This is a genomic window from Paenibacillus sp. FSL M7-1046 (assembly GCF_038007405.1).
Lineage (GTDB): Bacteria > Bacillota > Bacilli > Paenibacillales > Paenibacillaceae > Paenibacillus_AQ.
In genome coordinates, this window is record NZ_JBBOXB010000001.1 from 4537970 (window position 1) to 4551329 (window position 13360).

General features: G+C 47.0%; 14 protein-coding genes. All 14 read left to right on the plus strand.

What is annotated here, in order from left to right; all coding sequences use genetic code 11:
- The first annotated feature begins 61 nt into the window (after positions 1-61).
- The 14 genes from NYE29_RS19930 to NYE29_RS19995 all read left to right on the plus strand — a co-directional run bounded on the left by NYE29_RS19930 (position 62) and on the right by NYE29_RS19995 (position 13350).
- Complete coding sequence (locus tag NYE29_RS19930; RefSeq protein ID WP_340897171.1) at positions 62-523, plus strand: LacI family DNA-binding transcriptional regulator; 462 nt, start codon at positions 62-64, stop codon at positions 521-523.
- A gap of 439 nt (positions 524-962) precedes the next feature.
- Entirely contained in the window at positions 963-1886 is a 924-nt protein-coding gene (locus NYE29_RS19935; RefSeq protein ID WP_340897173.1) for an ABC transporter permease, read from the plus strand.
- Between the two features lie 17 nt (positions 1887-1903).
- A complete protein-coding gene (locus NYE29_RS19940; RefSeq protein WP_340897175.1) occupies positions 1904-2827 on the plus strand; it encodes a carbohydrate ABC transporter permease in 924 nt (307 codons plus the stop codon).
- Positions 2828-3373: 546 nt separating this feature from the next.
- On the plus strand, positions 3374-3775 hold the full coding sequence (locus NYE29_RS19945; RefSeq protein ID WP_076113395.1) for an Rrf2 family transcriptional regulator: 402 nt from the start codon (positions 3374-3376) through the stop codon (positions 3773-3775).
- A gap of 95 nt (positions 3776-3870) precedes the next feature.
- Positions 3871-4767 (plus strand): methyltransferase domain-containing protein, encoded by an 897-nt coding sequence (locus NYE29_RS19950; protein WP_340897177.1) that lies wholly within the window; start codon positions 3871-3873, stop codon positions 4765-4767.
- Between the two features lie 161 nt (positions 4768-4928).
- The gene (locus NYE29_RS19955) at positions 4929-5450 is read left to right on the plus strand and encodes a hypothetical protein (protein ID WP_076113393.1); all 522 of its coding nucleotides are present in this window, start codon (positions 4929-4931) and stop codon (positions 5448-5450) included.
- Between the two features lie 517 nt (positions 5451-5967).
- The gene (pabC, locus tag NYE29_RS19960; protein ID WP_340897178.1) at positions 5968-6831 is read left to right on the plus strand and encodes an aminodeoxychorismate lyase; all 864 of its coding nucleotides are present in this window, start codon (positions 5968-5970) and stop codon (positions 6829-6831) included.
- Positions 6832-6890: 59 nt separating this feature from the next.
- Positions 6891-8174 carry a coproporphyrinogen-III oxidase family protein gene (locus tag NYE29_RS19965; protein ID WP_076113391.1) on the plus strand — a complete coding sequence of 428 codons (1284 nt, stop codon included), beginning with the start codon at positions 6891-6893 and terminating at the stop codon, positions 8172-8174.
- Positions 8175-8197: 23 nt separating this feature from the next.
- On the plus strand, positions 8198-8443 hold the full coding sequence (locus tag NYE29_RS19970) for an acyl carrier protein (protein WP_179091841.1): 246 nt from the start codon (positions 8198-8200) through the stop codon (positions 8441-8443).
- Between the two features lie 6 nt (positions 8444-8449).
- Positions 8450-8779 carry a PEP-utilizing enzyme gene (locus NYE29_RS19975; RefSeq protein ID WP_076113389.1) on the plus strand — a complete coding sequence of 110 codons (330 nt, stop codon included), beginning with the start codon at positions 8450-8452 and terminating at the stop codon, positions 8777-8779.
- The gene (locus NYE29_RS19980) at positions 8772-9779 is read left to right on the plus strand and encodes a hypothetical protein (protein WP_076113388.1); all 1008 of its coding nucleotides are present in this window, start codon (positions 8772-8774) and stop codon (positions 9777-9779) included. The genes NYE29_RS19975 and NYE29_RS19980 overlap by 8 nt, the downstream gene beginning before the upstream one ends.
- A 27-nt stretch (positions 9780-9806) precedes the next feature.
- Positions 9807-10649, plus strand: a complete 843-nt coding sequence (locus NYE29_RS19985; protein ID WP_076113387.1) for a PEP/pyruvate-binding domain-containing protein — start codon at positions 9807-9809, stop codon at positions 10647-10649.
- Between the two features lie 59 nt (positions 10650-10708).
- On the plus strand, positions 10709-12358 hold the full coding sequence (locus NYE29_RS19990) for a carbamoyltransferase family protein (RefSeq protein WP_340897179.1): 1650 nt from the start codon (positions 10709-10711) through the stop codon (positions 12356-12358).
- A complete protein-coding gene (locus NYE29_RS19995) occupies positions 12343-13350 on the plus strand; it encodes an aldo/keto reductase family protein (RefSeq protein ID WP_083675860.1) in 1008 nt (335 codons plus the stop codon). Before NYE29_RS19990 ends, NYE29_RS19995 begins: the two co-directional genes overlap by 16 nt.
- Positions 13351-13360: the final 10 nt, after the last annotated feature.

Genomic DNA, 13360 nt, shown 5'->3' on the forward strand with positions numbered 1-13360 from the left:
CATTATATTCATGGCTCAGCAAACAAGGGATATGAAGTCCACTATCCGCAAGGAGGCAGTTATGACAGTTACACTTAAGAAAGTGGCCCGTAGAGCCGGAGTTTCTCCTTCCACGGTCTCCCGGGTATTGTCGGGCCATCCGAATGTTAAGGAGGAGACCTCCCGCAAGGTCAAGGAGATCATGGAGGAGCTGGGCTATACCCCGAATATCATCGCACAGAACCTGGTCTTAAGGAGTACCAACAGTATCTGTGTTCTGCTGCCGAGGCCGGCCGAGAAGCTGTTCTCCTACCTGTTCTCCATGGAATGCATGAGCGGGATTGTTGCACAGGCCAGCCGTCTGGGCTTCGATATCCTCATTGCTTCAGGAGCAAATGAGCAGGAGGAGCTGGAGGTTGTCTCCCGTCTCCTCAAGGGAGGGCGGGCCGACGGTGTGATTGTGCTCTCTTCCTGCAAAGAGGACGCCGTCATTCAGTTTCTCAAGTCGAATAGCTATCCGTATGTACTGTTCATATCGGAATGAAGGAGTGAGCGGAATCAGGTTGTCTATTCGATTTATGTACGCAATCACAGTGAAGAGGGAACGTTCAAGGCAGTAGAAAAGGATCTGGAACGCATCCGGGATTTAGGCGTGGATATTGCCGCGCCTGTCATACGGGAGCTTGAACAATAAGCAACACTCAACGATCCCGTGGAAAAACGTCCGGCACACCACCCTGTGCCGGACGTTTTTTTCTGGAATAGTGAAAGTCCGGAAAACAGCAGGGAAAGTCCGAATACCCTATGGCTTCCCGTTCGTCACGGAACTGTTCGGCATTTTGCCGCAGAAACGAACTCTAAAAGTCCGGTTAACGCGCCTTATATGTCCGGTAGGCGCAGAAGCAGAGGCGATATACTGAAAGCAATTAAACAGATAAACAGAATCAGGAAGCGGATGCTTACAAAATTTTAGGGGGGATTTCATGAAATCCGGTCAAGCCAGTCCGGCACGGGCATTCGGACAAATGAAACGAAATTGGGGACTGTATCTGTTACTGCTTCCCGCTGTGGTGCTTACATTATTATTCGCCTACAAACCGATGTATGGGGTGCTCATTGCTTTTAAGGATTATAGTCCGGCGATGGGTATAAGTGACAGTCCATGGGCGGGATTCAAGTATTTCGAGAAGTTTTTTAATTCCTATCAGTTTTCATCGACGATTAAGAATACATTGATCATCAGCTTGTACAGCCTGCTTACGTTTCCAATCCCGATTCTGCTGGCACTGATGGTCAATCAGATGCGGCCAAACCGGTTTAGACGTTTTTTCCAGACCGTGTCCTATATGCCGCATTTTATTTCAACTGTTGTTATGGTTGGGCTGATGATGATACTGCTGTCCCCAAGCACCGGGCTTGTCGGTAATCTGTACAGTTTGTTTGGCAAAGAAGCCCCTGATCTGATGGGCTCCTCCAGCCTGTTCAGCAGTGTCTATGTCTGGTCGGATGTGTGGCAGCATGTGGGCTGGGACAGTATTATCTTTATCGCCGCTCTGTCTGCAGTGGACCCCAGTCTGTACGAGGCCGCTACTGTAGACGGTGCAAGCCGCTGGCATAAAGTCCGCTATATTGATATTCCGATGCTGATGCCGACAGCGGTTACACTGCTGATCCTGCGAGTCGGAGGGCTGTTGGGGGTTGGCTTTGAAAAGGTCTATCTCATGCAGAACGATCTGAATGCCACTTCAAGCGAAATTCTTTCAACGTATGTCTACAAAATAGGTCTGCTCAGCAGCCAATACAGCTTTTCCTCGGCGGTCAATCTGTTCAACACGGTCATTAACTTTATCTTGCTCATTATCGTCAATCAGATTTCCAAAAAACTCAGCGAAAACAGTTTGTGGTAGAAAGGAGGAACTTAGACATGGGAGTCTTGGAACCTGTAGTGAAAGAGAACATGGGAAAAATAAAAAACAACCGTTCCTCGGACACGGTTATGGAATATGTAATGTATGCCATTGCGGTGGTCTTTCTGATCATCCTGATGTACCCGCTGTATTTTATCATTATAGCTTCGTTCAGTGATCCTTCTGCGGTGGCGGGCGGACAGGTGTGGCTGTTCCCCAAAGGGTTCACCTTTGACGGTTACAAAGAGCTGCTGCGGCATGAAAACATTTGGATCGGGTACCGGAATACAGTCCTCTACACGGTGGTGGGAACAGCTATTGGGCTTGTGGTTAATATCTCGGCGGCTTATGCACTGTCCCGGAAGGATCTTGCCGGACGAAAGTTTCTGTCGCTCTTCTTCATCTTTACGATGTTTTTTAACGGCGGTCTGATTCCGACCTTCCTGACGATCCGCGATTTTCATATGTACGATACCTTCCTGGTCATGGTGCTGCCTTTTTCAGTAGGCGTTTATAACATTATCGTTGCACGTACTTTTTTCCAGACCAGCATTCCCGGAGATTTGTGGGAAGCGGCGCAGATCGACGGCTGCGGGAACCTGCGTTATTTTGCCCAAGTGGTTCTGCCGCTCTCCAAAGCTATCATTGCGGTGCTGGGATTATGGATTGCTGTGGGCTACTGGAATTCTTATTTTAATGCGCTGATTTATTTGAAAAATCCGAACCTGCATCCGCTGCAGCTGATTCTCCGCAACATTCTGATCACCAATCAGATGCAGTCGGGCATGGGGACTGGCGAAGCTGCCCAAATCGCACTGCGTTTGGCTAATATGATGCGCTATTCCGTGATCATCGTTGCCACCGTTCCAATTATGTGTGTGTATCCGTTTGTGCAGAAGTACTTTAATCAAGGGGTTATGATCGGCGCCGTGAAGGAATAGCACTTTTGGCACGGAGCTGATAGCCTGTCTGGTCACACAACCGGTAGACAAGCAGACAGGCGTTGCCGAATTCAAGGCTTGGCTGCCGGAAGGGATCTGGGTGAATTACTTCAGCGGGAAAGTATATGACAGCGGATGGAGGCTGTTTCATCCTGCCAGCGGTAATACAGCAGTTGTGCCGGAGCGGTGGTCCTGGAAGCTGTCCTTTGTCGGCTTCTCTCATAAATGTACTCCTTTAATCAGGTTGAGCCCTCATCCTATCATAATTGCATCAGCCTGAAATCTGTAGAAGCGGGCAGCGGGCGCGGACAAGCCGCATGAATTTTGCGGGATCACGCAAAGGGAAGGCAGGAAGGCTGCGCCTGAATTGGCATAGCCGAAGTTTTACAAACACAAATAAGAAACCTATTAGTATTCTCATTAGTAATCTCAGCATGTTATAATCTGGAATACTTCGCAAATATGCTACATAACAGTGACAGCAGCTTGCAATTCGCTTAAATAAAGGCTATTATAGACTAATAAAGTCTTTGATTGAGGTGGAAGATGAAATATTCAAAGGCAACAAATTATGCGCTGCATACGATGCTCTTTTTGGTGGCGGCTGCGTCTGACAAGCCGGTAGGCGTACAGCAGTTGGCAGAGCGGCAGGAGGTTTCCCCTACGTATCTGTCCAAGATATTGACCAAGCTGGTGAAAGCTGGACTGATCGAGTCGGCATCGGGTGCGAATGGCGGTTATCGGCTCAAGCGCAAGAAGGAAGACATTTCATTTCTCGACATCATTCATGCCATTGAAGGCACCGCCTCGTTGTTTGATTGCACGCTAAATCATCCCAGCGAGTGTCTGATTCAGCAGGAAATGGTGGAAGCCGAACGGCGGATGGAAGATTATTTGCGGAATAAAAAAATCTCCGAGCTTGCTGCACAGATAACGGTGGCTTTATAACCGCCGTTATTTTTGCAATTAAATTATAGATATAATAAGTCTGTTAAGTCTATTAAATGCAGGCTAAATGATATTCAAGAAAGGGATGAGCAAAGATGGCAAAAGATTTATTTGATATTCAATTGTGGGAGCAGGCGTGGAAGGAGGATCCCTCATCCACGGCCAACCAGATGAAGCGTGCTGGCATTGATCCCACGCATGGGTTCGATCATAAGGCCAAGGTGTTTGATGAAGAGGTATTCAGTGAAGGCGGAAGACGCAGAAGCGAGCGGATTATCGGCTGGATGGAAGGGCAGGGAGTGGATTTTGCTGGACTCTCCGTGCTGGATATCGGTGCGGCTTCAGGGGGCTTCAGCGTACCTTTTGCCGAGCGCGGGGCCAAGGTTACCGCTGTTGAGCCCAACGTACCGCTGGCTGATTTATTTGAGGCCAATACAGCCCGTGTCAGCCCCGGAAAAGAAAAGATCACCTTAGTGCGGGAAGCATTCGAGGACCTTGACATAGCTGCAATGGGCTGGGAGAAAGGGTTTGATCTGGTATTCGTCTCCATGTGTCCGGTGATCATTGACTGGGATAGCGTGGAGAGAGTGCTGAGCTGTGCCCGTCAATATTGTTATATCAGTACTTCAGCTGGGAGCAGACAGCATAGTCTTATTAATGAGGTAATGCCGCTGCTGACCGGGAGGGAGATGCACCCGGATTCCTCAGATATGGCGTATTTGAACCATCTTCTTTACTTGAAAGGGTATGCCTATGAGTCCATTGTGACACGAGAAATGAAAAGCACCGAACTTTCCGTAGAGGCGGCAATTGAAGAGGTCTTGCAACTGTTGAAGACGCATCATCTGCCTGCCCACGAAGTTTCCCGGAATATTGTTACGGATTATATACGCAGCACGTATCAGGAGAAGAAGGTAACGGTTCAGCAGGGCGGGCGTTTCGGTAAGGTGCTGATCCGGCTGCAGGATCAGAATATGTACAGTAAATCATAAAACGTAGAATCAACCGCTTCTAAGGTGTATTTTCCTTGTGGAAATACGCCTTTTTTCTTTGCGGCCGCAGCAGAATGCGAAAATTGTCGGCCAACCATTTCTATCAGGAGCTGTAAAATGCTAAGATAGGAGTACATTATTTAACGGGGAGTGAATTTCTTATGAAAAAGATTGCTGCCGGATTTCTTGCCGGGGCAATACTGATGGTTAGTGCGCAGGCGCTTGGGGCTACCTCTAGTCTGGTAGGAAAGAAAATCCAAGCGGAATATACAGTCAACGTGTACGGCAAGAAGCTGGTAGATCCGGCCATAATCATTGATGGGAAAAGCTACGCCCCGGTGCGGGCCATCGGAGAACTGGCTGGCTATAAGGTTTCGATATCCGGCAAGAATATTAACCTGGATGAGAAAGATAGCGGAGCGGGCGCATTGGCCAATGATAAAAATACCAATGCCGTCCTGGGACCGCGTCCGACCTCAACACCGGACCCTTTGCCGGCGGTCACCAAAAATAAAATCAAACAAATTGACGAAAAAATTGATACTGTTGTCGATAACATTCTGGTCACCAGCAGCCTGCTGAAGACAGATGCCAATAATGCTGAATTGAAACTTAAGCTGGAGCAGTATAAATCGGAATACACAGATCTGCTGAAACAGAAGGATCTGGAGCTGCAGAAGTAAGGAAGAGCAGTCGTGCTTTCCCGTTAAGTGATCTAAAGACAGGGCGATCCCCATCCTCTCAATGAGAGGATGGGGATCGCCCTGTTTATTAGGCTTTACTGCTACCCGGTCGGCCGGTGTAGCCCGGCTGGTGCTGTAATCCGCTCCGCCCGAACCTTCCTTTTGGTCAAATAAACTGAATCTATTTTAAAGTTAAATCTTTTTAATTTTTCTTAATTGGTAACTAGTAGAGTTAGTGGACTAATAATACAAGGTGTGTAATATATGGAATATTTGTGACATATGTTAGCGGAATATTGTATATATTTCTATTACTTACTATACTATGAATATCCAAAATGAGGGATTATTCTCCATCATTTATGTTTTTCATACATAATTAAGGCGAAAGAAAGTTAAGGTGTGATTGCGAGAGAATGACATAGCTTCTAATAAACTCAGGAGGGGTTATATACCCGGTGTGTTTAAAGTGGGGAAGCATGAAGGCATCCATTATGAAGGTGCGGAAGGTGGATTCTTGAAGAATCATTTGGTGTGGATGGGAAGCAACCCTGGTTGCCAATATGGGCTTATCGCTGAGAGTGAGGCCGTGGTGAATATTGACGATAGGGGATTTCTCTATGGTGATGGACTGTTTGAGACAATCAGATGGAAAGGTGGGATTATTTGCTTTACGTCCCATATGGAGCGTATGCGGCAAGGTCTTCAAATCCTGGGGATTAAACTGGAATGGACGAATGATGATTTCTTGTTGCTCATGCAAATGGTAGCGCGTTCGAATAACGTCCATGACGGTTATATCCGTTTATCTGTGTCCCGGGGATCCGGGCCAAGAGGATTCGATATTCCTGAGGTCTGTAACCCTATGGTGGTTATCCAAGCACGGGAATGGAATTCCATCGGTGGATCGGGGTGGAAGATTGTGAGTTCATCTTGGAGAGTAGCCAGGCCTCCCTTAAGCAGGGTAAAAAGCATGAGTGCACTGGATAAGGTTTTGGCCAAAACGGAAGCGCATGCCGAGCAGGCGCAAGAATCCATCATGCTGGACTCTCTTGGACATGTCGCTGAAGGGACAAGCACCAATATCTTTATGGTTTACGGAAATGAAATCGTAACGCCATCACTTGAATGGGGCGGTCTTCCCGGTGTAGCCAGAAAATCAGTTATGGAATTAGCCCAAAAAGAGGGGGTTTGCGTTTCACTAAGAAATATACCCCATCTTGAATGCTTTGAAGCAGATGAGATTTTTCTGACTAACAGCCTCCACGGTGTCATTCCGGTTAGGCAGTGGGATTCCAAGGAGTGGCCTGAACAAGGCGAAATGACAGAATTCATTCGCACAAGCTATAACAATTGGATTGAGAAGCATATCACTTTCTAGTCATTGCGGGTTTTCAAGGAGTAGCCGGATTTATTACATTGGGGGAGATGATCTGATTTATGGAACTTTCGCTTAAGAGAGAAACCTTTGTTACGAATTATCCGCCATACAGCGTCATGCAAACAAAACATGTTGCTTCGATATGGGAAAGGCGTCCTGTGAATGTCTATGTACATCTGCCTTTCTGCCCTAAACGTTGCCATTACTGCTACTACCGTGTGGAAGAATACAAAGGCAAAGACCCCATCTCCAAGTATGTAGAGCATCTGCTGAAGGAAATAGAACTGCTGGCGGAACGGCCTGAAATTCAAACCTGCAGCATGCAAACCTTGTATTTCGGCGGGGGTACACCTACCATGCTTTCAGCCGAGCAATTCGTTCAGATTGTGGAAGCCCTTGAGAGAGTGTTCCCCAAAACGCAAGACTTTCAGTTTAATGTTGAAGTGAGACCCGGAGCGGAAGCGACACAAGAGAAATTGAATACATTGAAGCAATTGGGTGTGCACCGGATTAGTCTAGGTGTCCAGAGTATGAACGATACGATTCTTACTGCAAACGGGCGTAACCATAAAACCGAAACGTTCTACAAAACCTATGATCGGATACGCAATGCCGGATTTGATTGGGTCAATTGTGATCTGATGTCTGGCATGCTCCATGAGACGGATGACACTTGGAAATACTCACTTGAATTATTAAAAGAATGCAACCCGGAGAATATCACTATATATAAGATGGAAGTATTCTTTAATACAAAGCTGTTCAGCGCGGTTCGGAGAAATCCAGAGATTCTAATCAGCCACGAAACGGAAGCGAAGCATTTCCGCGGGGCCAGAAATTTCCTGGAATCAAACGGTTATTTTATGTGCAATAATGCGACTTTCGCCACTGATCACAAATATATCGACCGGCATCGCCAGAATGTCCAATACGGAGGGGATATGGTGGGAATTGGGTTATCCTCTCATTCTTATTTTCAAGGGAACATGTACCAGAATACCTCTGACATGAAAGAGTACCAAGAAGTGGTGGCAGGGGGCAAGTTGCCGATTTCCAGATCATATAAGTTAAGCCAAAAAGACCAAATCACTCGCCATGTTGTGATGAGCCTCAAAAACTTGAAAGTAAGCCGGTCTCAATTTGTGGATAACTTTGGGTTGGATCTAACCCAAGTATTTCCGGATGAGGTTAGGCGGCTGACCAGCGAGGGGTTTGCTCACTTGGATAATGAACACTTAAGTATTGACCCAGAGTATTACGATTTTGCGGATGATGTTGCCCGTCTGTTTTATCCAATGGAATTACATAACGATATGCTTGCCCATATCAGCCGAAAGGAATGAAGTTAATCATGGAGTTAGTGGATGTGAGAAAAGAATTGAACCTTGTATTGTCGGAAGGAATGTCCTCTATTCAGCTGGAGGAAGAATTATCAGGGGACACATCTTTGCTGCGGGACATCGGACTGGATTCCGTACAGTTAATTGAGCTTGTTGTTGCAGTCGAGAAGCGTTTTAACATAGCGGTATTTGATGATGATCTGTGCCCTGATCTATTTGATAACTATGATCGGCTTTGTGAATATGTCCTGAATAAAATAAAGGCGAGGTAACCCAAAGTGGAGCAAACACAGAAATTACAGGGGATTGTTATCAATCCTGGGGTTTATAAAGGAAAGGCTTATGTTGCCGGGCCGGACAACCCCCGCCCGTTTGAAAAGGGTGAAGTTTTGGTTATTCCGCACAGTAATCCCAAGTATTCATTGATGCTGTTGGATGCAGGCGCGCTTGTTTGCGAATCGGGCGCGGTTATGGCACATATCTGTATCGTAGCAGGTGAGATTGGAATTCCCTGCCTGACACAAGTAGGACTCGCTACCCAAATAATAAAGGATGGAAGCTTGGTTGAAGTTCATGCGGATCAAGGAGAGGTGTTGGTTCTTGGATAACCACGAGTTGCTGGCGGGCTACAAAGAATCGCTTAAAGTTGCATGGGGTTATAACGACTACGAGGATTGGCCTTTGCGAATTTCATCAATCATGCATCTGTTCACAGATACCTTTGCACAAGAGTTTCTCGAAGATGTGGAGGCTCTTTGGACGGACGAGCTTGGTCCTGAGCTTATGAGCCAGATTTTTGTCTACCCGGGACGTTTATTCCGTTTAATCGATGTTGTCATTTTTGGACTTCGCAGAATACGGACCCCCCTCGATCTCCAGAGGAGATTTATCACCCAGATGCTTCGTTCTGCCGAGATCTTGAAATCGGGCGATCTTTTTAACAGAGACGGCCGCAACCTGCTTAAACAAGCCATTCTCCCACATCAAGAAATGTTCTCATCCGGTCACTCCAACCTGATCCACAAACTGCAAGCCGCCCTGTTTATGTATACAGAAGCAATTTTGTTCCGCGGGCATGACGCCGTTAAATCCGTGCATGGTCCTTATAAGACGGATAAAGGTACGCTGATGCTTATTCGTGAGTTTCATAACCTTAGCCCTGATCAACTATGGCCCGGGCATTACTTAATTCCGACCAAAAAAGTGGTGACAATTTGTGAATACGCTGTGAGCGCTGATATCCGAGTGGATTGTTATGACCATCTCTATCATTCCGGGAAGTTGAATGAGTCCTTAATTTCTTGGAATGTTACCGTTGATGATGCAGTGGTTACAGATCCGGAACGGATCATCAGCCTGGTTGATGACGTTATTTCCAGGACGAGAACAGTCAGCAATTTGGTTGATTCTTGGAGCTGGCAGCAAAAAACGGAGAAATATGCTGATATTTTTTGGTTTCGAAAGGCGCCTTTGCGGCTAAGAAGAGGGCTTTCTGCCGAACCGCCGCAAAGTGTATATGACCGGATCAGGCAAGGTCAGCCTAACGAATTGCGCTCCAAATGTTTATCTCCTAGGGAAGTGGCTTTTTTGATTCAGCTTGGTGTCTAATGTCACTTGAATAAGGAGAACAGAAGAATGCCAATATTGATACCGCTAGATCAGGCGGCTGATTGCTCTTTGCAATCCATCGGGGCAAAAGCATGGAGGTTGGGAGTGGCCGGCAGAGAGGGGCTGGCAGTCCCGGATTTAATGGTTATCCCACATGAATGTATGGAGGCCCACCGGAGTGATCTGCAGGTTTATTTAAGTGAAGAACTTCACAAACATTTTGATTTGGATCATACGGTATTTGCAGTAAGATCCAGCTCCAATGCGGAGGATTTATCTTACGCAAGCGCTGCAGGCATTTTCGAAAGTGTGCTGGGTGTTCGTGGGATGGAGGAAATAATCTCCGCTGTCGAGGAATGTAACAGGGCACTCCATTCAGAAACAGCTAGGAAATACATGCAACGATTGGAAAATGACTGCCTGCAGATGAACATCATTATTCAAGAGCTTATTACGCCCCGCCGAGCAGGTGTATTAATAACGGGCAGACCGGGTTCCGACCAATTTATTGCGGAAGGTGCCTGGGGGCTTGCGGTTGATATTGTCTCCGGAATGACGAATCCTGATTTTTTAACTGCTTCGTTGCAGGAGGGAAGGAATTATACGGTTAGAAAAGGCGGCCAAATGACGGTTTGTCTCCCTACTGTAGACGGCAAGGGGATTTATTATCGGGAGAAAAGTCGGATTGAACTGGATTCGGAGATATTTGATGAAGCGTTCATTATTCAACTGGCCGCTGTCGCAGATCGGGTGAGGACTATTTTTGGCGGAGACCAAGAGGTTGAATGGGCTGAGGATAATAACGGGAAGTTGTGGCTCATCCAGTCCAGGCCTTTTGCCAACAAAAATTCACTTCGGGCTCCCGGATAATTAACAATTCAAGTTATTGAAGAGTAATGTATACATTCCGAATAATGGTGGTGGCGGTATTGAGAATTCTAGGTGTTTCTGCTCCATATCATGATGGTTCAGCTTGCTTGATCGAGGATGGCGAATTGGTGTGCGCGGTTGAAGAAGAACGATTGATCCGAAGCAAAAGAGCATGGAACAAGTTTCCGGTCCAAGCGGCTAAATGGTGTTTGGAAAGCCGGGGACTCCAGTTATCGGATATCGATCGGATTGCGTATCCATGGGAACGCAACGCAATTCAGGATCAATCTCTTTCCAAGTATAATGTCAGTCCCCGCGCACTTTTTCCAACGGAACTGTTTGGTTCATCTCCCCGTTCCGATCAAATTATCGATGTGAACCATCATCTGTCCCATGCAGCTTCTACGTTCCGATTTTCCGGCTTTCCGTCGGCGGCTATTCTGGTCATTGATGGGACCGGTGAAGATGTTGGAACTTCCATTTACCACGGCCAAGCGGACGGCCAAATCAAATTGCTCCGTTCCTGGAAAAATAATTGGTCACTGGGACATTTCTATGAAGGGGCTACCCAGTATGTGGGCTTCTCAAAGCTGGAAGCAGGTAAATTGATGGGGCTGGCTCCTTATGGCGAGGGTGAACTATTGCCTTACATCCGTTTGACAGATGACGGAATTGAAATGGATGTTCCATCCTTGCCAACGCATGAGCATGTGACCCAGTATTGGGTCCAGCAATTTATGAAGGATTTTGGTCCTGCGAATAAACGTATCTACCATTACGATATTCCATCCTGCTATGCCATGGAGAACACTCCTTTTGACGAGCGGATTAAAAATTTCGCTGCCAGTGTTCAATTAACCCTGGATCATGCCATTATACATTTGGCTAAGCTGGCCAAGGAGTGGACCGGCGAGGAATATTTATGTCTTGCCGGTGGCGTGGCATTGAACTGTACAACAAATGGTAAAATATTGCGTCAAAAACTTTACAGCGATATATTTGTCCCCGGACCGGCCAATGATACCGGGGGTTCAATAGGGGCTGCTGCGGAGCTATGGTTTCAGGAAACCGGACGCTCTTTGAAACCTATGGATGATTTGGGTCTTGGTCCGAAATTCACTCCGGATCAAGTTGGAAGCTTGTTGAAAAAGCTGGGTGTTCGTTACACATCGGTGAATAGTATTGAACGCGCAGCCAGACTGATCGGGGAAGGCAAAATTGGTGCCTGGTTCTCCGGCGGGATTGAGATCGGTCCCCGGGCATTGGGGCACCGCAGTATTATTGCCAACCCGGCAATAGGCTCCCACAAGGATCGTCTGAATATTGAAGTCAAGAAAAGGGAGACTTGGAGACCTTACGGTCCCAGTATGCTTCAGGAATATGCAGAACCGGTATTCGGGGAAGCCCTGAAGCTGCCTTATATGCTTTTTACTTTGCCGGTCGTAGGCGATAAGAATAATCTTCCGGCTGTTACTCACGTTGATGGAACAACCAGAGTGCAAACCGTCGTAAACCGGCCAGATGACCCGTATTCGTATTTGTTGACCAATGTCAGGGACAATTTAGGTTTTCCCGCAGTTGTCAATACTTCATTTAACATCGGAGGAGAGCCGGTAGTATGCCGGCCAGAAGAAGCGGTGCGATCATTCTTTTCTTCCCCTTTGGACTTCCTGTACATTGAGGGGCACTTGCTATGGAAAGAAAATTAATATACGAAAAACAAATGTCCGAAGCAATTGACAGCCGGCGGCTAGGAGATTCAGGACTTAAGATTTCGGTTCTGGGTCTGGGAACTTGGCTGAATTTCTCCACCTATGAAGATAATCTGCCGATGGTTGCCGCAGCTCTGGAGCGGGGTATTTGCCATTTTGATACGGCGGACATGTACGGTGCATTGCCTGGTTGGTCTGAAACTCTCCTTGGCAATACGCTAAAAGGCTATACGAGATCTGCTTACGTTCTTTCAACTAAAGTACATGCCCGGGTGGGAAAGTGGCCGAATGATGCAGGACTCTCCCGCAAGCATATCACGGAAAGTTGCCACAAGAGCTTGACGCGGCTTCAGACAGATTACATTGATATTTATTATTGCCACCGGTTTGACCCGGATACTCCCTTATACGAAACCGTTGATGCCCTTGCCACTCTGAAGAATCAGGGCAAAATCTTATACGCCGGGATCAGCATGTGGCCCGCTGACCAGATTAAGGAATTTACCCGGTTGGCCAAACAAGCCAACTTGCAAGTTGTGGCCAACCAGGTTCTATACAATACGATTCAACGTCCATCCCGGGAGGAGATACAGGTTTGCCGAGAGGAAGGCATCGGATTAGTCGCTTACTCCCCACTGGCGCAAGGGTTGCTCAGCGGCAAATACAAGGGAGAATCGGCTGAAGGTGCACGCGGAAAAATTCCTTCCCGCAACAAATGGATCAAAAGAATTACGGACAATCCAGACAAGGTAAAAGCGTTGAAGGAGTATTTTCAATTATGTGATGCCTATGAAGTCCCTTATGTTCAAGCGGCAATGGGGTGGGTGCTGGCGCAGGACCTTGTTTCATGTGCTCTATCCGGTTTTCGCAATATGGATCAACTGCAGGACGCATTGTCAGCCTATCCCTACACGTTACCTCCGGAGTTGATCCAAGGTATTAACCTGTTGGAGGAAATTTGGTTGGACGCCGAGACTGCCAGTATCTAAAGGAGATAAG